The 19154-nt window shown below is 63.5% G+C and carries 21 protein-coding genes; all 21 read left to right on the forward strand.

Annotation, left to right across the window (positions count from 1 at the left end):
- Position 1 precedes the first annotated feature (1 nt).
- The 21 genes from fliM to ABE528_RS04415 all read left to right on the forward strand — a co-directional run bounded on the left by fliM (position 2) and on the right by ABE528_RS04415 (position 19143).
- On the forward strand, positions 2-970 hold the full coding sequence (gene fliM / locus ABE528_RS04315) for a flagellar motor switch protein FliM (protein ID WP_110636537.1): 969 nt from the start codon (positions 2-4) through the stop codon (positions 968-970).
- 47 nt (positions 971-1017) lie between these two features.
- Positions 1018-1482 carry a flagellar motor switch protein FliN gene (gene fliN / locus ABE528_RS04320; RefSeq protein ID WP_152958851.1) on the forward strand — a complete coding sequence of 155 codons (465 nt, stop codon included), beginning with the start codon at positions 1018-1020 and terminating at the stop codon, positions 1480-1482.
- 12 nt (positions 1483-1494) lie between these two features.
- On the forward strand, positions 1495-1941 hold the full coding sequence (gene fliO / locus ABE528_RS04325; protein WP_346652361.1) for a flagellar biosynthetic protein FliO: 447 nt from the start codon (positions 1495-1497) through the stop codon (positions 1939-1941).
- Entirely contained in the window at positions 1941-2708 is a 768-nt protein-coding gene (gene fliP, locus ABE528_RS04330; protein ID WP_346652309.1) for a flagellar type III secretion system pore protein FliP, read from the forward strand. Before fliO ends, fliP begins: the two co-directional genes overlap by 1 nt.
- 22 nt (positions 2709-2730) lie before the next feature.
- The gene (gene fliQ / locus ABE528_RS04335) at positions 2731-3000 is read left to right on the forward strand and encodes a flagellar biosynthesis protein FliQ (RefSeq protein ID WP_027921194.1); all 270 of its coding nucleotides are present in this window, start codon (positions 2731-2733) and stop codon (positions 2998-3000) included.
- A 7-nt stretch (positions 3001-3007) separates the two neighbouring features.
- Positions 3008-3784 carry a flagellar biosynthetic protein FliR gene (fliR, locus tag ABE528_RS04340; protein ID WP_152958854.1) on the forward strand — a complete coding sequence of 259 codons (777 nt, stop codon included), beginning with the start codon at positions 3008-3010 and terminating at the stop codon, positions 3782-3784.
- Between the two features lie 2 nt (positions 3785-3786).
- Positions 3787-4929, forward strand: a complete 1143-nt coding sequence (flhB, locus tag ABE528_RS04345; RefSeq protein WP_152958855.1) for a flagellar biosynthesis protein FlhB — start codon at positions 3787-3789, stop codon at positions 4927-4929.
- A 152-nt stretch (positions 4930-5081) separates the two neighbouring features.
- The gene (gene flhA, locus ABE528_RS04350) at positions 5082-7211 is read left to right on the forward strand and encodes a flagellar biosynthesis protein FlhA (RefSeq protein ID WP_346652310.1); all 2130 of its coding nucleotides are present in this window, start codon (positions 5082-5084) and stop codon (positions 7209-7211) included.
- A gap of 11 nt (positions 7212-7222) precedes the next feature.
- A complete protein-coding gene (gene flhF / locus ABE528_RS04355; protein WP_152958857.1) occupies positions 7223-8530 on the forward strand; it encodes a flagellar biosynthesis protein FlhF in 1308 nt (435 codons plus the stop codon).
- Between the two features lie 93 nt (positions 8531-8623).
- On the forward strand, positions 8624-9457 hold the full coding sequence (gene fleN / locus ABE528_RS04360; protein WP_054884183.1) for a flagellar synthesis regulator FleN: 834 nt from the start codon (positions 8624-8626) through the stop codon (positions 9455-9457).
- On the forward strand, positions 9454-10194 hold the full coding sequence (fliA, locus tag ABE528_RS04365; protein WP_152958858.1) for an RNA polymerase sigma factor FliA: 741 nt from the start codon (positions 9454-9456) through the stop codon (positions 10192-10194). Before fleN ends, fliA begins: the two co-directional genes overlap by 4 nt.
- Positions 10195-10298: 104 nt before the next feature.
- Positions 10299-10673, forward strand: a complete 375-nt coding sequence (locus ABE528_RS04370; protein ID WP_103446503.1) for a chemotaxis response regulator CheY — start codon at positions 10299-10301, stop codon at positions 10671-10673.
- Between the two features lie 19 nt (positions 10674-10692).
- Positions 10693-11481, forward strand: coding sequence for a protein phosphatase CheZ (locus ABE528_RS04375; protein WP_152958859.1), 789 nt, complete (start codon positions 10693-10695; stop codon positions 11479-11481).
- A 12-nt stretch (positions 11482-11493) separates the two neighbouring features.
- A complete protein-coding gene (locus ABE528_RS04380; RefSeq protein ID WP_152958860.1) occupies positions 11494-13710 on the forward strand; it encodes a chemotaxis protein CheA in 2217 nt (738 codons plus the stop codon).
- Positions 13711-13757: 47 nt separating this feature from the next.
- Positions 13758-14882 (forward strand): chemotaxis response regulator protein-glutamate methylesterase, encoded by a 1125-nt coding sequence (locus ABE528_RS04385; RefSeq protein WP_346652311.1) that lies wholly within the window; start codon positions 13758-13760, stop codon positions 14880-14882.
- On the forward strand, positions 14882-15622 hold the full coding sequence (locus tag ABE528_RS04390; RefSeq protein ID WP_152958862.1) for a flagellar motor protein: 741 nt from the start codon (positions 14882-14884) through the stop codon (positions 15620-15622). Before ABE528_RS04385 ends, ABE528_RS04390 begins: the two co-directional genes overlap by 1 nt.
- Before the next feature lie 3 nt (positions 15623-15625).
- The gene (motD, locus tag ABE528_RS04395; RefSeq protein ID WP_346652312.1) at positions 15626-16483 is read left to right on the forward strand and encodes a flagellar motor protein MotD; all 858 of its coding nucleotides are present in this window, start codon (positions 15626-15628) and stop codon (positions 16481-16483) included.
- A 67-nt stretch (positions 16484-16550) separates the two neighbouring features.
- Complete coding sequence (locus ABE528_RS04400) at positions 16551-17342, forward strand: ParA family protein (protein ID WP_110636578.1); 792 nt, start codon at positions 16551-16553, stop codon at positions 17340-17342.
- On the forward strand, positions 17339-18223 hold the full coding sequence (locus tag ABE528_RS04405; protein ID WP_346652313.1) for a CheW domain-containing protein: 885 nt from the start codon (positions 17339-17341) through the stop codon (positions 18221-18223). Before ABE528_RS04400 ends, ABE528_RS04405 begins: the two co-directional genes overlap by 4 nt.
- 43 nt (positions 18224-18266) lie before the next feature.
- Complete coding sequence (locus ABE528_RS04410) at positions 18267-18746, forward strand: chemotaxis protein CheW (RefSeq protein WP_016393802.1); 480 nt, start codon at positions 18267-18269, stop codon at positions 18744-18746.
- Between the two features lies 1 nt (position 18747).
- On the forward strand, positions 18748-19143 hold the full coding sequence (locus ABE528_RS04415; protein WP_103446511.1) for a DUF2802 domain-containing protein: 396 nt from the start codon (positions 18748-18750) through the stop codon (positions 19141-19143).
- Positions 19144-19154: the final 11 nt, after the last annotated feature.

Here is a 19154-nt window from a genome sequence, read left to right on the forward strand (position 1 = left end):
AATGGCCGTACAGGACCTGCTGTCCCAGGATGAGATCGATGCCCTGTTGCATGGCGTCGACGATGGGCTGGTACAGACCGAGAGCGTTGCCGAGCCCGGCAGCATCAAAAGCTACGACCTGACCAGCCAGGATCGGATCGTGCGGGGTCGCATGCCGACCCTGGAAATGATCAACGAGCGTTTCGCCCGCTACACCCGCATCAGCATGTTCAACCTGCTGCGCCGCTCTGCGGACGTGGCGGTAGGTGGCGTGCAGGTGATGAAGTTCGGCGAGTACGTGCATTCGCTGTACGTACCGACCAGCCTCAACCTGGTCAAGATCAAGCCCCTGCGTGGCACCGCGCTGTTCATTCTCGATGCCAAGCTGGTGTTCAAGCTGGTGGACAACTTCTTTGGCGGTGACGGTCGTCACGCCAAGATCGAGGGCCGCGAATTCACCCCCACCGAGCTGCGCGTGGTGCGCATGGTGCTGGACCAGTGCTTCGTCGACCTCAAGGAAGCCTGGCAGGCGATCATGCCGGTCAACTTCGAGTACATGAACTCCGAGGTCAACCCGGCCATGGCCAACATCGTCGGCCCGAGCGAGGCGGTGGTGGTCTCCACCTTCCATATCGAACTGGACGGCGGTGGCGGCGACCTGCATGTGACCATGCCGTACTCGATGATCGAGCCGGTGCGGGAAATGCTCGATGCCGGCTTCCAGTCCGACCTCGACGACCAGGATGAGCGCTGGGTCAAGGCCCTGCGCGAGGACGTGCTGGACGTCTCCGTGCCGGTGACCGCCACCGTTGCCCGTCGCCAGCTGAAGCTGCGCGACATCCTGCACATGCAGGCCGGCGACGTGATCCCGGTGGAGCTGCCCGAGCACCTGGTACTGCGCGCCAATGGCGTGCCGTCGTTCAAGGCGCGCCTGGGCTCGCACAAGGGCAACCTGGCCCTGCAGATCATCGACCCGATCGAACGCCGCTGAACGCGTGCCGGTCGCTCTTTACGAATTGAATGCCTGTCGAGGACATCATGGCTAACGAAAACGAGATCACTTCCGCTGAAGACCAGGCCTTGGCCGATGAGTGGGCTGCGGCCCTGGAAGAAACCGGTGATGCCGGCCAGTCCGATATCGACGCACTGCTTGCCGGTGATAGCGGCAAGCCCGGTGCCGGTCGCCTGCCAATGGAAGAGTTCGCCAGCTCCCCGCGGCCGAACGAGATCGTCAGCCTTGAAGGCCCGAACCTGGATGTGATCCTGGACATTCCGGTGAGTATTTCCATGGAAGTGGGCAGTACCGAAATCAACATCCGCAACCTGCTGCAGCTCAACCAGGGCTCGGTGATCGAACTCGACCGCCTGGCCGGTGAACCGCTCGATGTGCTGGTCAACGGCACGCTGATCGCCCATGGCGAAGTGGTGGTGGTCAACGAGAAGTTCGGCATCCGCCTGACCGACGTGATCAGCCCCAGCGAACGTATCAAGAAGCTGCGCTGAGTGAAGGGTTTGATGCGGGCCGTGATGGCCCTGGCCACGCTGCTGGTCAGCGACCTGGCCATTGCCGCCGCCACGCCTGCAGCCAGCCCGGCTGCGGCGCCGACCGCTGCGCCCGGTAGCCTGGGCGGGCAGTTGGCGCAAATGGTGTTCGGCCTGTTGCTGGTGGTGGGCCTGATTTTCTTCCTGGCCTGGGCGCTGCGCCGCATGCAGGGCGCCACGCCCAAGGGCGGGCAGGTGATCGAGATCGTCGGCAGCCGCGCCATCGGCCCGCGTGACCGGCTGCTGCTGGTGCAGGTCGGCAAGGAGCAGATCCTCATCGGTCATACCCCAGGCAGCATCGAAACCCTATATGTCATGGCCGAGCCCGTCGAAGTACCCGCCAACGCCCGCCAGGCGACGCCAGAATTTGCCCAGCGGCTGATGGAGCTGATGGGCAAGGATCAGAAGGACAAGAAGTGATGAGTGGCGCGCTGCGCATTTTGTTGAGCACCTTGTTGCCAATCGCGCTGCTGCTGGCCGCGCCGCTGGCCTTGGCCGCCGACCCGCTGTCGATCCCGGCCATTACCCTGTCCAACACCGCGGACGGGCAGCAGGAGTATTCGGTCAGCCTGCAAATTCTGCTGATCATGACGGCGCTGAGCTTCATCCCGGCGTTCGTCATCCTGATGACCAGCTTCACCCGCATCATCATCGTGTTCTCGATCCTGCGTCAGGCCCTGGGCCTGCAGCAGACACCCTCGAACCAGGTGCTGACCGGCATGGCGCTGTTCCTGACCCTGTTCATCATGGCGCCGGTGTTCGACCGGGTGAACCAGGATGCCCTGCAGCCGTACCTGAGCGAGAAGATGACCGCCCAGCAAGCCATCGAGAAGGCCCAGGGCCCGCTCAAGGACTTCATGCTGGCACAGACCCGGCAGAGTGACCTCGACCTGTTCATGCGCCTGTCCAAGCGCACCGACATCGCCGGCCCCGACCAGGTGCCGCTGACGATCCTGGTGCCGGCGTTCGTCACCTCGGAGTTGAAAACCGCGTTCCAGATCGGCTTCATGATCTTCATCCCGTTCCTGATCATCGACATGGTGGTGGCCAGTGTGCTGATGGCCATGGGTATGATGATGCTGTCGCCGCTGATCATCTCGCTGCCATTCAAGATCATGCTGTTCGTCCTGGTCGATGGCTGGGCTCTGATCATGGGCACCTTGGCCAGCAGTTTCGGCGGCGTCTGACGCCGCCTGGGAGAGCCCTTGCATGACACCTGAAGTCGCTGTCGACCTGTTCCGAGACGCGCTGTGGCTGACCACCCTGATGGTGGCCGTGCTGGTGGTGCCGAGCCTGCTGGTCGGGCTGATCGTGGCGATGTTCCAGGCCGCCACGCAGATCAACGAACAGACCTTGAGCTTCCTGCCGCGCCTGCTGGTGATGCTGGTCACGCTGATCGTCGCCGGGCCCTGGCTGGTGCAGAAGTTCATGGAGTACATCACCGGCCTGTACACCAGCATCCCGCAGCTGATCGGTTGAGCCTGCCATGCTGGAGCTGACCGACGCGCAGATCGGCACCTGGGTCGCCACCTTCATCCTGCCGCTGTTCCGGGTGACCGCAGTGCTGATGACCATGCCGATCTTCGGCACGCGCATGCTGCCGGCGCGCATCCGCCTGTACGTGGCGGTGGCCATCACCGTGGTGATCGTGCCGGCACTGCCGCCATTGCCTGAATTCGACCCGCTGAGCCTGCGTGGCCTGCTGCTGTGTGGCGAGCAGGTGATCGTCGGCGCATTGTTCGGTTTCTCCCTGCAGTTGCTGTTCCAGGCCTTCGTCATCGCCGGGCAGATCATTGCCGTGCAGATGGGCATGGCCTTCGCCTCGATGGTCGACCCGGCCAACGGGGTCAACGTGGCGGTCGTCAGCCAGTTCATGACCATGCTGGTGAGTGTGTTGTTCTTGCTGATGAACGGCCATCTGGTGGTGTTTGAGGTCATGACCGAGAGCTTCACCACGTTGCCGGTGGGCCACGCCCTGGTGGTCAATCACTTCTGGGAAATGGCTGGCCGCCTGGGGTGGGTGTTCGGTGCCGGCCTGTTGCTGATCCTGCCGGCGATCACCGCGCTGCTGGTGGTGAACATCGCCTTCGGCGTGATGACCCGCGCCGCGCCGCAACTGAACATCTTTTCCATCGGTTTCCCGCTGACCCTGGTGCTGGGCATGGGCATCTTCTGGATAGGCCTGGCCGATGTGCTTTCCCATTACCAGGCGTTGGCCAGTGAAGCGCTGCAATGGCTGCGTGAGCTGGCGAGGGCGCCCTGAGCATGGCAGAAAGCGAGAGCGGTCAGGACAAGACGGAAGACCCCACCGACAAGCGCAAGCGCGACGCGCGCGAAAAAGGTGAGATCGCCCGCTCCAAGGAGCTCAACACCGTTGCCTCGACCCTGGCCGGTGCCGGCGCGCTGCTGGCCTTCGGCGGCAACCTGGCGGAAACGTTGATGGCGCTGATGCGCATGAACTTCTCCCTGACTCGCGAAGTGCTGGTCGACGAGCGCTCGATGGGCATGTTCCTGCTGGCGTCGGGCAAGATGGCGATCTGGGCGGTGCAGCCGATTCTCATGCTGCTGTTCGTCATCGCCTTCGTGTCCCCCATTGCCCTTGGCGGGTTCATTTTCTCGGGCAGCCTGTTGCAACCAAAATTCAGCCGCATGAACCCATTGTCGGGTATCAAGCGGATGTTTTCGCTGAACTCGCTGACCGAATTGCTCAAGGCGATGGCCAAGTTCATGGTGATCCTGGTCGTGGCGCTGGTGGTGTTGGGCAATGATCGTCAGGCGCTGCTGGCCATTGCCAACGAGCCGCTGGAACAGGCGATCATCCACAGTGTTCAGGTGGTTGGCTGGAGTGCCTTGTGGATGGCTGCCGGTTTGCTGTTGATTGCTGCCGCGGACGTGCCGTTCCAGCTGTGGCAGACGCACAAGAAGCTGAAGATGACCAAGCAGGAGATCAAGGACGAATACAAGGACAGCGAAGGCAAGCCCGAGGTCAAGCAGCGCATTCGCCAGCTGCAGCGCGAGGTGTCGCAGCGGCGCATGATGGCTGCAGTGCCCGAAGCTGACGTGATCATCACCAACCCGACGCATTATGCCGTGGCCCTGCAATACGACCCGGAGAAGGGTGGCGTGGCGCCGTTGCTGGTGGCCAAGGGGACCGACTTCATTGCCTTGAAAATTCGCGAGATCGGCGTCGAGCACAAGATCCAGATCCTCGAATCGCCGGCCCTGGCGCGGGCGATCTACTACTCCACCGAGGTGGAAGGGGAGATCCCGGCGGGGCTTTACCTGGCCGTGGCGCAGGTGCTGGCCTACGTGTTCCAGATCCGCCAGTACCGCTCGGGTAAGGGCAAGCGGCCTGAGCCGCTCAAGGAAGACCTGCCGATTCCGCCTGATCTGCGCCGCGACAACTGATTCCAGCCTGTACTGGCCTCTTCGCGGGTAAACCCGCGAAGAGGCCGGTACAGGCAACATAAATCCTTAGCCGAGCAAAGTTGGAAGGCTTCTTGCAAAGCCACGCCCAAGCGCCCCTTGGGCGTCAAAGTTTTGCATGAAGAGGACTCGCGGTGGATCGCACTCAGTTAATCAGCAACGCCCGCAACAACCTGGCCGGGCTCGGCCGGGGCAACCTGGGCGTGCCGTTGCTGCTGCTGGTGATGTTGGCAATGATGATGTTGCCGATACCGCCGTTTCTGCTCGACGTGTTCTTCACCTTCAACATCGCCCTGTCGATCGTGGTCTTGCTGGTCTGCGTATACGCCCTGCGCCCGCTGGACTTCGCCGCGTTCCCCACCATCCTGCTGGTGGCGACCTTGCTGCGCCTGGCGCTGAACGTGGCCTCCACGCGGGTGGTCATGCTCCATGGCCAGGAAGGTCACGGCGCCGCCGGTAAAGTGATCCAGGCCTTCGGTGAGGTGGTGATCGGCGGCAACTACGTCGTGGGTGCGGTGGTGTTCGCCATCCTCATGATCATCAACTTCGTGGTGGTCACCAAGGGCGCCGGGCGGATTTCCGAGGTGAGCGCGCGCTTCACCCTCGATGCCATGCCCGGCAAGCAGATGGCCATCGACGCCGACCTCAATGCCGGCCTGATCGACCAGGCCCAAGCCAAGGCGCGCCGCGCCGAGGTAGCCCAGGAGGCCGAGTTCTACGGTTCCATGGACGGTGCCAGCAAGTTCGTCCGCGGTGACGCCATCGCCGGCCTGCTGATCCTCTTCATCAACCTGATCGGCGGCATGCTGATCGGTATGCTGCAACACAACATGTCGTTCAGCGATGCGGGCAAGGTTTACGCCTTGCTGACCATCGGTGACGGTTTGGTGGCGCAATTGCCATCACTGCTGTTGTCCACTGCCGCCGCGATCATGGTCACCCGTGCCTCGGGCTCCGAGGACATGGGCAAGCTGATCAATCGTCAGATGTTCGACTCGCCCAAGGCGCTGGGTGTGTCTGCGGCGCTGATGATCATCATGGGCCTGGTGCCGGGCATGCCGCACTTTGCCTTCCTCAGCCTCGGCCTGCTGGCCGGTGGCGGTGCCTACCTGGTGTGGAAGAAGCAACAGAAGGCCAAGATCGAAGCGCAGAAGGAAGTGCAGCGCCAGCAGGACCTGCTGCCGTCGCCTCAGCGGGCGCAGGAAACCAAGGAGCTGGGCTGGGACGACGTCACGCCGATCGACATGATCGGCCTGGAAGTCGGCTACCGGTTGATTCCGCTGGTCGACCGCAACCAGGGTGGCCAGCTGCTGGCGCGGATCAAGGGGGTGCGCAAGAAGCTGTCCCAGGACCTGGGCTTCCTCATGCCGACCGTGCATATCCGCGACAACCTCGACCTGCAGCCCAGCGCCTATCGCCTGACGCTGATGGGGGTGATCCTCGCCGAGGCCGATATCTACCCGGATCGCGAGCTTGCGATCAACCCTGGCCAGGTGTTCGGTGTGCTCAACGGCATCGCCGCGCGCGACCCGGCATTCGGCCTTGAGGCGGTGTGGATCGACGTCGGGCAGCGCGCTCAGGCGCAGTCGCTGGGTTACACCGTGGTCGACGCCAGTACCGTGGTTGCCACCCACCTCAACCAGATCCTGCAAAAGCACTGCCACGAGCTGATCGGCCACGAAGAGGTGCAGCAGCTGTTGCAGGTATTGTCCAAGGCTTCGCCTAAACTTGCAGAAGAACTGGTGCCCGGTGTCATTTCCTTGTCGGGGCTGCTCAAGGTCCTGCAAGCATTGTTGTCCGAGCAAGTGCCGGTGCGTGACATCCGCAGTATTGCCGAGGCCATCGCCAACAATGCCGGCAAGAGTCAAGATACCGCCGCGCTGGTGGCAGCAGTGCGCGTCGGATTGTGTCGTGCCATCGTCCAAAGCATTGTCGGCGTTGAGCCCGAGCTGCCTGTGATCACCCTTGAGCCAAGGTTGGAACAGATCTTGCTCAATAGTTTGCAAAGGGCCGGGCAAGGTCAGGAAGACGGTGTTCTTCTGGAACCGAGCATGGCCGAAAAGCTGCAGCGTTCGTTGATCGACGCCTGCCAGCGCCAGGAAATGCAAGGCCAACCGGCCATTCTCCTGGTAGCTGGCCCGATCCGTGCCATGCTGTCGCGCTTCGGCCGCCTGGCTGTACCGAATTTGCATGTTCTGGCGTATCAGGAAATACCGGATAACAAGCAAGTCACCATCGTTGCCACAGTGGGCCCCAACGGCTGAGGTAGTGGGTTATGCAAGTCAAGCGTTTTTTCGCCGCCGATATGCGTCAGGCCATGAAGCTGGTTCGTGATGAGCTGGGCTCCGATGCCGCCATCATCGGCAACCGCCGCATCGCCGGCGGTGTCGAACTGACCGCCGCGCTGGACTACAAACTGTCCGCGCTGGCCCCGCGCGTGCCCAACGCCGAACTGGAAGAAGAGCTGCGCAAGACCCAGTCGCGCATCGCCACTGCCCAGGCCGAGCTGGACAACCGCGCCGAGGCCAGCGAAGGCAACCGCCAATTGTTCGCCGGCCAGTCGTTGACCGCGGCCGAGCCATTGGTCGAGCCGCACGTCGACTTGCCGCCTCCAGCGCCTGCGCCAGCGCAGCCGGCTGTTGACCCGCGCCTGTTCGATGCCATGCGTTCGGAACTGTCGGGCCTGCGCGAGCTGCTTGAAGTGCAGCTCGGCTCGCTGGCCTGGAACCAGCTGCAGGGCAGCAAGCCGGCGCAGGCCAACCTCTGGCGTCGCCTGCAACGTATCGGCCTGTCCGGCCCGATCGCCCGCGAGCTGCTCGACCTGACCAGTGAAATCCAGGAGCCGCGCCAGGCCTGGCGCATGCTGCTGGCGCACCTGGCGCGAATGATCGACGTGCCACAGATCGAACCGATCGAAGAGGGCGGCGTGATCGCCATGGTCGGCCCGGCCGGCATGGGCAAGACCACCACCCTGGCCAAGCTGGCAGCACGCTATGTGCTCAAGTACGGCCCGCAGAACCTGGCCCTGGTGAGCATGGACAGTTTCCGCATCGGTGCCCAGGAGCAGCTTAAGACCTTGGGGCGCATCCTCAATGTGCCGGTTACCTATGTCGACCCGGGCCAGTCGCTGGCAGCAGCGCTGGAGCCGCTGCTGCGCAAGCGCGTGGTGCTGATCGATACTGCCGGCCTGCAGGCCAGTGACCCGGCCCTGCGCATGCAACTGGAAACCCTGGCCGGGCGTGGCATTGCCGCGAAGAACTACCTGGTGCTGGCCACCACCAGCCAGAAGCAGGTGCTGACGGCTGCCTATCACAGCTACAAGCGCTGCGGCCTGGCCGGCTGCATCCTGACCAAACTTGATGAAACGGCGAGCCTCGGCGATGTGCTGAGCCTGGCCATCAGTCATGAACTGCCCGTGGCCTACCTCACCGACGGCCCGCGCATTCCTGACGACCTGCACCTGCCGCGCCCGCACCAGCTGGTGACTCGCGCAGTCAACGTGCAGTTGCAGGACGAGCCCAGCGAAGAGGCGATGGCCGACATGTTCGCTGATCTCTACCACAATCCGCGACGTGCGGGTTGAGGGGCAAGCGTATGCAAAGTACCTACATTCCGGAGCTGGCTGTCGTGCGCTGCGCGTGGTCTGGGTCCAAGCGAGACAAGGTAAACAACGAACATGGGTAGCATGCATCCCGTACAGGTGATCGCCGTAACCGGTGGCAAAGGTGGCGTCGGCAAGACTAACGTTTCAGTGAACCTGTCACTGGCCTTGGCCGAACTTGGCCGCCGGGTGATGCTGCTGGACGCCGACCTCGGCCTGGCCAACGTCGATGTTTTGCTCGGGCTGACGCCCAAGCGCACCCTGGCTGATGTCATCGAGGGCCGCTGCGAACTGCGTGACGTGCTGTTGCAGGGGCCTGGCGGTGTGCGCATCGTGCCGGCCGCCTCCGGCACCCAGAGCATGGTGCACCTGGCCCCGGCCCAGCATGCCGGGCTGATCCAGGCCTTCAGCGAAATCGGCGACAACCTCGACGTGTTGGTGATCGACACGGCTGCAGGTATCGGTGACTCGGTAGTCAGTTTTGTCCGCGCCGCCCAGGAAGTGCTGCTGGTGGTGTGTGACGAGCCGACCTCGATCACCGACGCCTACGCGTTGATCAAGCTGCTCAACCGCGACTACGGCATGAACCGCTTCCGCGTGCTGGCCAACATGGCGCAGAGCCCGCAGGAAGGGCGCAACCTGTTCGCCAAGTTGACCAAGGTCACCGACCGCTTCCTTGACGTCGCCCTGCAATACGTCGGCGCCGTGCCCTACGACGAGAGCGTGCGCAAGGCGGTGCAGAAGCAGCGCGCAGTGTACGAAGCCTTCCCTCGCTCCAAGTGTGCCCTGGCCTTCAAGGCCATCGCGCAGAAGGTCGACAGTTGGCCGCTGCCAGCCAACCCGCGCGGGCACCTGGAGTTCTTCGTCGAGCGCCTGGTGCAACCCACCAGCGCAGGACCCGTGCTATGAATGCGAGCGGTTTCAAGATGTACAGCAAGGCGTCGAAAGACGCCCAGTTCGAGCTGGTGGATCGCTACGCGCCGCTGGTCAAGCGCATTGCCTACCACCTGCTGGCACGCCTGCCGGCCAACATCCAGGTCGAAGACCTGATCCAGGCCGGCATGATCGGCCTGCTGGAAGTGGCCAACAAGTACGACGCCAGCAAGGGTGCCAGCTTCGAAACCTACGCCGGCATCCGCATCCGCGGGGCGATGCTCGACGAGGTCCGCAAGGGCGATTGGGCACCGCGTTCGGTGCACCGCAATACGCGCATGGTCAGTGATGCGATGCGTGCCGTGGAAGCAAGAACTGGCCGCGACGCTAAAGATCATGAAGTTGCTGCCGAACTCCAATTGAGTCTCGATGATTACTACGGGATCTTGAACGATACCTTGGGTAGCCGCCTGTTCAGTTTCGACGACCTGTTGCAGGACGGCGAACACGAAGGGCTGCACGAGGACGGCGCCAGTGGCCAGGTCGAGCCGTCGCGCGATCTGGAGGACGAGCGCTTCCAGGCTGCCCTGACCGATGCGATCGCCAACCTGCCGGAGCGTGAGCGCCTGGTGCTGGCGCTGTACTACGACGAAGAGCTGAACCTCAAGGAAATTGGTGAGGTGCTGGGGGTCAGCGAATCGCGTGTCAGCCAGTTGCACAGCCAGTGTGCCGCGCGCCTGCGCAGCCGCCTGGGGGAATGGCGGGCACGTTGAGCCCGGGGTCGTTGCAGTCGTTTTCCACGTTGTACCGAATTTGAATACGCGTGCTCGGGGCCGAGCGCGTTTGAGACTGCTTGGAGGTCTACTTGAACAAAGACATGAAAATCCTCATCGTTGACGACTTTTCGACGATGCGGCGGATCATCAAGAACCTGTTGCGTGACCTGGGCTTCACCAACACCGATGAAGCCGACGACGGCACTACCGCGCTGCCGATGCTCGAAAGCGGCCATTACGACTTCCTGGTGACCGACTGGAACATGCCGGGCATGTCCGGTATCGATTTGCTGCGCAAGGTGCGTGCCCACGATCGCCTGAAGACCATGCCGGTGCTGATGGTGACCGCCGAAGCCAAGCGCGACCAGATCATCGAAGCGGCCCAGGCCGGCGTCAATGGCTATGTGGTCAAGCCGTTCACCGCCCAGGTGCTCAAAGAAAAGATCGAGAAGATCTTCGAACGCGTCAACGGCTGAGTCACGTCAGGGGGGCGCCATGGAATCAACACAGACGTCTTTGGGGGAGTTCGAGTCGACCCTGAAGAAACATGCCGAGGAACTGGTCGAGAGCCTGGAACGGGGGCGTTTCGGTGAGGCGGTGCAGCTGATTCATCAGCTCAACCAGACCCGCGACCGTGGCCTGTACCAGGAAGTCGGCAAGCTCACGCGTGAACTGCACAGCGCGATCGTCAGCTTCCAGATCGACCCGCAGATGCCGCAGGCCGAGGAAGTCTCGCAGATTACCGATGCCACCGAGCGCCTGTCCTACGTGGTCAAGCTCACCGAGGGTGCCGCCAACCGCACCATGGACCTGGTGGAGGAGAGCACCCCGGTGCTCAACGACCTGGCAGCCGAGGCGCAAGGCCTGAGCGTCGACTGGCAGCGCTTCATGCGCCGCGAAGTCGCAGCGCCGGAGTTTCGCGAGCTGGTCAAGCGCGTCGACAGTTTCCTGACGCACAGCGCCGAGGGTAACCGCAAGGTCGCCGGCCACCTCAATGACATTCTGCTGGCTCAGGACTATCAGGACCTGACCGGCCAGGTGATCAAGCGCGTCACTGCGTTGGTCACCGAAGTAGAAAGCAATCTGCTCAAGCTCGTGCTGATGGCCAGTCAGGTCGACCGTTTTGCCGGTATCGAACATGACCACCAGCAGCTGCGCGCTGAAAAAGATCAAGAAAAACATCCGACTCGGGGTGAAGGTCCGCAGATTCATGCCGATAAGCGTGAAGACGTTGTGTCCGGTCAGGACGACGTCGACGATCTGCTGTCCAGCCTGGGTTTTTAAGGAGCACGTTTAATGAGCTTCGGCGCCGATGAAGAAATCCTTCAGGATTTCCTGGTAGAAGCCGGCGAAATTCTTGAGCAACTGTCCGAGCAACTGGTCGAGCTGGAAAGCCGGCCCGACGATGCCGACCTGCTCAATGCGATCTTTCGCGGTTTCCACACTGTAAAAGGGGGCGCCGGCTTCCTTCAGCTGAACGAGCTGGTGGAGTGCTGCCACATCGCCGAGAACGTGTTCGACATCCTGCGCAAAGGTGAGCGCCGGGTCGACGCGGAACTGATGGACGTGGTGCTTGAGGCACTGGATACGGTCAACAGCATGTTCGGCCAGGTGCGTGAGCGCACTGAAGTGACCGCGGCTACGCCGGAGCTGCTGGCAGCCCTGTCGCGCCTGGCCGAACCTGCCAGCGCCGATGCCCCGGCAGCCGTTGTCGAGGCCGCGCCGGAGCCTGTGGCCGCCGAGGCGGACATCACCGACACCGAGTTCGAACAGCTGCTCGACTCACTCGATGCAGTCAAGGCCGAAGCGGCCGCTGCCCAAGCGCAGATGCAGGGCGAGACCCTGGGCGGCGCGGGTGACGACATCACCGACGCCGAGTTCGAATCGCTGCTCGACCAGCTGCATGGCAAGGGCCAGTTCTCGCCCGAAGTGGCCGCCGTCGAAGCGCTGGCCGATGCCAGCGCGCCGGTGAGCGACGAGATCACCGACGAAGAATTCGAGTCGTTGCTGGACCAGTTGCACGGCAAGGGCACCTTCCAGGCCGATGCCTTGCCGGCGGCCAGCGCTGCAGTGCAAAGCGTTGTCGCACCCGCCAGCAGTGACGAGATCTCTGAGCACGAGTTTGAAGCATTGCTCGACCAGTTGCACGGCAAGGGCAAGTTCACTGGTGAAGCCGTTGCTGGCGAAGCACCTGCCGCCGTGGCAGCGCCGGTTGCGGCCGTGGCTGAGAGCAAACCGGTCGCCAGGCCCGCAGCAGCCCCGGCTGCCGCTGTGCCGGCCGCCGCCAAGCCCGCAGCGCCAGCCCGTACTCCGGCCCCGGCCGCGGAAAAGCATGCCAGCGAAGCGGAAACCACCGTGCGCGTCGACACTGCGCGCCTGGACGAGATCATGAACATGGTCGGCGAACTGGTGCTGGTGCGTAACCGCCTGGTGCGCCTGGGCCTGAACAGCGGCGACGAGGCCATGTCCAAGGCCGTGTCCAACCTCGACGTGGTCACCGCCGACTTGCAGACTGCGGTGATGAAAACCCGCATGCAGCCGATCAAGAAGGTCTTCGGCCGCTTCCCGCGCCTGGTCCGCGACCTGGCTCGGCAGTTGAAGAAAGAGATCAACCTGGAGTTGGTCGGTGAAGAGACCGACCTCGACAAGAACCTCGTCGAGGCCCTGGCCGACCCGTTGGTGCACCTGGTGCGCAATGCCGTCGACCACGGTGTCGAGATGCCGGACGAGCGTGAAGCTTCCGGCAAGGCCCGCACCGGCCGCGTGGTGCTGTCGGCCGAGCAGGAAGGTGACCACATCCTGCTGTCGATCTCCGACGACGGCAAGGGCATGGACCCGAGCATCCTGCGCGCCAAGGCCGTGGAAAAGGGCCTGATGGACAAGGACGCGGCCGATCGCCTGAGCGAGTCGGACTGCTACAACCTGATCTTCGCCCCGGGCTTCTCGACCAAGACCGAGATTTCCGACGTGTCCGGCCGCGGCGTCGGCATGGACGTGGTGAAGACCAAGATTTCCCAGCTCAACGGCTCGATCAACATCTTCTCGGCCAAGGGCCAGGGTTCGAAGATCGTCATCAAGGTGCCGCTGACCCTGGCGATCATGCCGACCCTGATGGTGATGCTGGGCAACCAGGCATTCGCTTTCCCGCTGGTCAACGTCAACGAGATCTTCCACCTCGACCTGTCGCGCACCAACGTGGTCGACGGCCAGGAAGTGGTGATCGTGCGCGACAAGGCGCTGCCGCTGTTCTACCTCAAGCGCTGGCTGGTTCAGGGCCAGGTGCACGAGGAGCAGCATGAGGGCCATGTGGTGATCCTTTCGGTCGGTACCCAGCGTATCGGCTTCGTGGTCGACCAGCTGGTGGGCCAGGAAGAGGTGGTGATCAAGCCGCTGGGCAAGATGCTGCAGGGCACCCCGGGCATGTCTGGCGCCACCATCACCGGTGACGGCCGCATCGCGCTGATTCTCGACGTGCCGAGCATGCTCAAGCGTTACGCGGCACGGCGTATCTGATTTTCGGCGGCGCACCCTGGTGGGTTGCGTCGCCTAATGGAGTGTTTATGGCAGTCAAGGTCCTGGTGGTGGATGATTCCGGTTTCTTCCGCCGCCGCGTTTCGGAAATCCTCTCGGCGGACCCGACGATCCAGGTGGTCGGCACCGCGACCAACGGCAGGGAAGCGATCGACCAGGCACTGGCGCTCAAACCCGATGTCATCACCATGGACTACGAAATGCCCATGATGGATGGCATCACTGCCGTGCGGCACATCATGCAGCGCTGCCCGACGCCGGTATTGATGTTCTCCTCGCTGACCCATGAAGGCGCCCGTGTCACCCTCGACGCGCTGGATGCCGGTGCGGTGGATTACCTGCCGAAGAACTTCGAAGACATCTCGCGCAACCCGGAGAAGGTCAAGCAGCTGCTGTGCGAGAAGGTGCACACCATCTCGCGCAGCAACCGCCGTTTCGGCGGCTACACCAGCCACGCGCCGGTCACCGCACCTGCGCCGGCCAGCAGCCATGCAGCCGCCAGCAGCCTGGCCAGCGCCGCGCCGGTACGCCCTGCCGCGCCTGCTCGCGCGGCGGCACCGGCCGCAACGCATGCCCCGGCGCCCAAGCGCAAGCCTTACAAGCTGGTGGCGATCGGTACCTCCACCGGCGGCCCGGTGGCCCTGCAGCGGGTGCTGACCCAACTGCCGGCGAGCTTCCCGGCGCCGATCGTGCTGATCCAGCACATGCCCGCCGCCTTCACCAAGGCCTTTGCCGAACGCCTCGACAAGCTGTGCAAGATCAGCGTCAAGGAAGCCGAGGACGGCGACATGCTGCGCCCGGGCCTGGCGCTGCTGGCCCCTGGCGGCAAGCAGATGATGATCGACGGCCGTGGCACGGTGAAGATCCTGCCGGGCGACGAGCGCCTGAACTACAAGCCGTGCGTGGATATCACCTTCGGCTCGGCGGCCAAGTCCTACGGTGACAAGGTGCTGTCGGTGGTGCTCACCGGCATGGGCGCCGACGGCCGTGAAGGCGCGCGCCTGCTCAAGCAGGGCGGCAGTACCGTGTGGGCCCAGGATGAGGCCAGCTGTGTGATCTACGGCATGCCCATGGCCATCGTCAAAGCCAACCTGGCTGACGCGGTGTACAGCCTGGATGAAATCGGCAAACACCTGGTCGAGGCGTGTGTCTGATGGATGTGCTCAGCCTGATTGGCCTGATCCTGGCGTTCGTCGCCATCGTTGGCGGCAACTTCCTTGAAGGTGGCCACGTCGGTGCCTTGCTCAATGGGCCGGCCGGCTTGATCGTGCTCGGTGGCACCCTGGCGGCGGCATTGCTGCAGTCGCCGCTGTCGGCGTTCAAGCGAGCGCTGCAGATCCTGCGCTGGATCTTCTTCCCGCCGCGGGTCGACCTGGCCGGGGGTATCGATCGGGTGGTCAACTGGAGCCTGACGGCGCGCAAGGAAGGCCTGCTTGGCCTGGAAGGCGTGGCCGATGCCGAACCCGACCCATACGCCCGCAAGGGCCTGCAACTGCTGGTCGATGGCGCCGAACCGGAATCGATCCGCAGCATCCTCGAAGTCGATTTCCTGACCCAGGAAAGCCGCGACATCCAGGCCGCCAAGGTGTTCGAGAGCATGGGCGGCTACGCCCCGACCATCGGTATCATTGGTGCGGTCATGGGCCTGATCCACGTCATGGGCAACCTGGCCGACCCGTCGCAACTGGGCAACGGCATTGCCGTGGCCTTCGTCGCCACCATCTACGGTGTGGCCAGTGCCAACCTGATCCTGCTGCCGATCGCCAACAAGCTCAAGGCCATCGTCCTGCGCCAGTCGCGCTACCGCGAGATGCTGCTCGAAGGCCTGCTGTCGATAGCCGAGGGTGAGAACCCGCGCTCGATCGAGTTGAAGCTGCAAGGCTTCATGGAGTAAGCCATGCGCCGTCGCCGTCATACCGAGGAGCACGAGAATCACGAACGCTGGCTGGTGTCGTACGCCGACTTCATCACCTTGCTGTTCGCCTTCTTCGTGGTCATGTATTCGATCTCCTCGATCAACGAGGGCAAGTACAAGGTCATCTCGCAAGCGCTGCTCGGGGTGTTCAACGACCCTGAGCGGAGCATGAAGCCGATCCCGATCGGCGATGAGCAGCCGCTCAGCGTGAAACCGGCAGAGCCCTTGATCAAGGACAGCGAGCAGATCGATGCGGGCCTGGCGCAGACCAGCGTCGACCCGCTGAAGACCATCAGCGACGACGTACGCGATGCCTTCGGCGACCTGATCAAGTCTGACCAGATGACCGTGCGCGGCAACGAGCTGTGGGTGGAGATCGAGCTGAACTCGTCCTTGCTGTTCGGCAGTGGCGATGCCATGCCCAGCGACCAGGCGTTCGCCATCATCGAGAAAGTCGGCAACATCCTCAAGCCGTTCGCCAACCCGGTGCATGTCGAGGGCTTCACCGACAACCTGCCGATCCGCACGGCGCAGTACCCGACCAACTGGGAGCTGTCGGCGGCGCGGGCGGCGAGCATCGTGCGCCTGCTGGCCATGGAAGGGGTAAACCCGGCGCGCATGGCCTCGGTGGGCTATGGCGAGTACCAACCGGTGGTCAGCAACGACACGGCCGAAGGGCGTGCGCGCAATCGTCGGGTGGTGCTGGTGATTTCCCGTAACCTCGAAGTGCGCCGCAGCCTGACAGGCTCGGGCAGTGCCAATGCCACCCCGGATGCAGCGCTGCGCCGTGCTGGCACACAAAGTGCACCGCCAACCCCAGCAGCGACGACGGCCAAGTGAGCCGTCAATTCTCCGTCACCGCATGCCCTGTGGGTGCCGGCGACACCAATGAGACAAGAGTTGTCCTATGAGAGTCTGGGCAGTAGCCAATCAAAAAGGTGGCGTGGGCAAGACCACGACCACCATCGCCCTGGCCGGCCTGCTGGCCGAGGCGGGCAAGCGCGTGGTCGTCGTCGACCTCGACCCGCATGGCTCGATGACCAGCTATTTCGGGCACAACCCGGATGCCCTGGAGCACAGCTGCTACGACCTGTTCCTGCACAAGGGCAGCGTGCCCGAGGGCCTGCCGGGGCAACTGCTGTTGCCGACCAGCGATGAGCGTATCTCGCTGCTGCCTTCGAGCACTGCGCTGGCGGTACTGGAGCGCCAGTCGCCAGGGCAGAGTGGCCTGGGGCTGGTGATCGCCAAGAGTCTGGCGCAGTTGTGGCAGGATTTCGACTTTGCCCTGATCGATAGCCCGCCATTGCTTGGCGTGCTGATGGTCAACGCCCTGGCGGCCAGCCAGCAGTTGGTGATTCCGGTGCAAACCGAGTTTCTTGCAGTGAAGGGCCTGGAGCGCATGATCGGCACCCTGGCCATGGTCAATCGTTCGCGCAAGCAGGCCTTGCCTTACCAGATCGTGCCGACCCTGTTCGACCGCCGTACCCAGGCCTCACTGGGCACGCTGAAGGTGCTGCGCGATACCTATGAACACCAGGTGTGGCAGGGTTACATCCCGGTCGACACGCGCCTGCGCGATGCCAGCCGCAACGGCGTCACGCCGTCGCAGTTCGATGGCAAGAGCCGTGGGGTGATTGCCTACCGGGCACTGCTCAAGCATATGCTGACCTACAAGCCGGTCGCGCAGGTGGCGTCATGAACCGGCCTGTCGGCACCAAGCCGCAACTGGCCCTGCAGTCGTACCTTGATGGGTTGTTGCAGGAGGCTACCGAGGCCGAGGACATCCTCGACCTGCATGCGCCGGCCATGGCATCCACGCCGAACGACGAATTTGCCGCAGCCGTGCGTGAAGAGCAGGCGCGCGACGCTCACCAGCTGGCACCCGCAGCCAGGCCTTTCGCCGAGCCGCAGGTGAAGGTGCTGCCCGCCGTGCTGCCGGTCGAGCCACCGGTGGTGGCGGTGGTCGAGACTGAAGTGGTGGCCGAAGCCAGCATCCCGGTCCTGACCCAAGTACCGACGCCGGAACCGGTTGCACCGTTGGTGGAGGTACACCTGCCAGCGGCCAGCATGGCTGACGTTCCGACACCGCCGGCCAGCGTCGATGGCCGCCCGGCCTGGGCTGCCGAGCCGTTCGAGTGCTTGCTGTTCGACGTTGCCGGGCTGACCCTGGCAGTGCCGCTGGTGTGCCTGGGCTCGATCTACAGCCTGGAAGGCCAGGAACTGACGCCGCTGTTCGGCCAGCCGGACTGGTTCCTCGGCATCCTGACCTGCCAGGCCGGCAACCTCAAGGTGCTGGATACCGCGCGCTGGGTCATGCCCGACCGCTACCGCGACGACTTCCGCCAGGGCCTGAATTACGTAATTTCCGTGCAGGGCTACGAATGGGGCCTGGCGGTGCATCAGGTCAGCCGCTCGCTGCGCCTGGACCCGGCCGAGATCAAGTGGCGCAGCCAGCGTGGCCAGCGCCCGTGGCTGGCCGGCACGGTCATCGAACACATGTGTGCACTGCTCGACGTCGCCGAACTGGCCGAGCTGATCGCCAGCGGCGCAGTCAAGCAGTTGCATGCCAAACAGAAATGACACCGAACACAACCGCCAACAGCGGATTTAGAGGGCTAGGGGAATGAAAAAGTCGTCTGCGCAAGGTTCTGAAGATCCGATCCTGCAGTGGGTAACCTTCCGTCTGGACAACGAGTCCTACGGCATCAACGTCATGCAGGTGCAGGAAGTGCTGCGCTACACCGAGATCGCTCCGGTGCCGGGCGCGCCAAGCTACGTGCTGGGCATCATCAACCTGCGTGGCAACGTGGTGACGGTGATCGACACCCGCCAGCGCTTCGGCCTGATGCCGTCGGACGTGACCGACAACACCCGTATCGTCATCATCGAGGCGGACAAGCAAGTGGTCGGCATCCTGGTCGACAGCGTCGCCGAGGTGGTGTACCTGCGTCAGTCGGAAATCGAAACGGCGCCGAACGTGGGTAACGAAGAGTCGGCCAAGTTCATCCAGGGCGTGTGCAACAAGAACGGCGAACTGCTGATCCTGGTCGAGCTGGACAAGATGATGACCGAGGAAGAATGGTCTGAGCTGGAGAACATCTGAGTTGATCTTCGAGGTGGCGGTAATCTTGCTGGCGCTGCTGTGGGCCCTGAGCCTGTGGTTCTTCCTCAACTACAGCAAGCGCCAGCGCGAACTGGCGGCGCAGCAGGCCGTGGGCGACGCCCTGCGCGACCAGCGCATCAAGGACCTGGCCAAGCGCCTGGACGACTACCAGAACGGTACCGTGCGCATGGGTGAGGCTATCCATGAGCTGCGTGCAACCGTGGCGCCGCTACCGGAAAAGCTCCAGCAGCTGGAGCAGCGCGACCCCAACAGCGTGACCTTCACCCAGGCCGCCAAGCTGGTGGGCATGGGCGCCAGCGTGGCCGAGCTCACCGAAACCTGCGGCCTGACCCAGGCCGAGGCAGAGTTGATGAGCAAGCTGCATCGCGGCGAGTGACGAAGAAGGCG

It is taken from the genome of Pseudomonas sp. TWI628, assembly GCF_039673865.1.
Lineage (GTDB): Bacteria > Pseudomonadota > Gammaproteobacteria > Pseudomonadales > Pseudomonadaceae > Aquipseudomonas.

Excerpts from the sequence above, each read along its gene's own strand:
- fliM (WP_110636537.1), top strand. The coding sequence starts at position 2 with ATGGCCGTACAGGACCTGCTGTCCCAGGATGAGATCGATGCCCTGTTG.
- fliN (WP_152958851.1), top strand. The coding sequence starts at position 1,018 with ATGGCTAACGAAAACGAGATCACTTCCGCTGAAGACCAGGCCTTGGCC.
- fliO (WP_346652361.1), top strand. The coding sequence starts at position 1,495 with ATGCGGGCCGTGATGGCCCTGGCCACGCTGCTGGTCAGCGACCTGGCC.
- fliP (WP_346652309.1), top strand. The coding sequence starts at position 1,941 with ATGAGTGGCGCGCTGCGCATTTTGTTGAGCACCTTGTTGCCAATCGCG.
- fliQ (WP_027921194.1), top strand. The coding sequence starts at position 2,731 with ATGACACCTGAAGTCGCTGTCGACCTGTTCCGAGACGCGCTGTGGCTG.
- fliR (WP_152958854.1), top strand. The coding sequence starts at position 3,008 with ATGCTGGAGCTGACCGACGCGCAGATCGGCACCTGGGTCGCCACCTTC.
- flhB (WP_152958855.1), top strand. The coding sequence starts at position 3,787 with ATGGCAGAAAGCGAGAGCGGTCAGGACAAGACGGAAGACCCCACCGAC.
- flhF (WP_152958857.1), top strand. The coding sequence starts at position 7,223 with ATGCAAGTCAAGCGTTTTTTCGCCGCCGATATGCGTCAGGCCATGAAG.
- fleN (WP_054884183.1), top strand. The coding sequence starts at position 8,624 with ATGGGTAGCATGCATCCCGTACAGGTGATCGCCGTAACCGGTGGCAAA.
- fliA (WP_152958858.1), top strand. The coding sequence starts at position 9,454 with ATGAATGCGAGCGGTTTCAAGATGTACAGCAAGGCGTCGAAAGACGCC.
- ABE528_RS04370 (WP_103446503.1), top strand. The coding sequence starts at position 10,299 with ATGAAAATCCTCATCGTTGACGACTTTTCGACGATGCGGCGGATCATC.
- ABE528_RS04375 (WP_152958859.1), top strand. The coding sequence starts at position 10,693 with ATGGAATCAACACAGACGTCTTTGGGGGAGTTCGAGTCGACCCTGAAG.
- ABE528_RS04380 (WP_152958860.1), top strand. The coding sequence starts at position 11,494 with ATGAGCTTCGGCGCCGATGAAGAAATCCTTCAGGATTTCCTGGTAGAA.
- ABE528_RS04385 (WP_346652311.1), top strand. The coding sequence starts at position 13,758 with ATGGCAGTCAAGGTCCTGGTGGTGGATGATTCCGGTTTCTTCCGCCGC.
- ABE528_RS04390 (WP_152958862.1), top strand. The coding sequence starts at position 14,882 with ATGGATGTGCTCAGCCTGATTGGCCTGATCCTGGCGTTCGTCGCCATC.
- motD (WP_346652312.1), top strand. The coding sequence starts at position 15,626 with ATGCGCCGTCGCCGTCATACCGAGGAGCACGAGAATCACGAACGCTGG.
- ABE528_RS04400 (WP_110636578.1), top strand. The coding sequence starts at position 16,551 with ATGAGAGTCTGGGCAGTAGCCAATCAAAAAGGTGGCGTGGGCAAGACC.
- ABE528_RS04405 (WP_346652313.1), top strand. The coding sequence starts at position 17,339 with ATGAACCGGCCTGTCGGCACCAAGCCGCAACTGGCCCTGCAGTCGTAC.
- ABE528_RS04410 (WP_016393802.1), top strand. The coding sequence starts at position 18,267 with ATGAAAAAGTCGTCTGCGCAAGGTTCTGAAGATCCGATCCTGCAGTGG.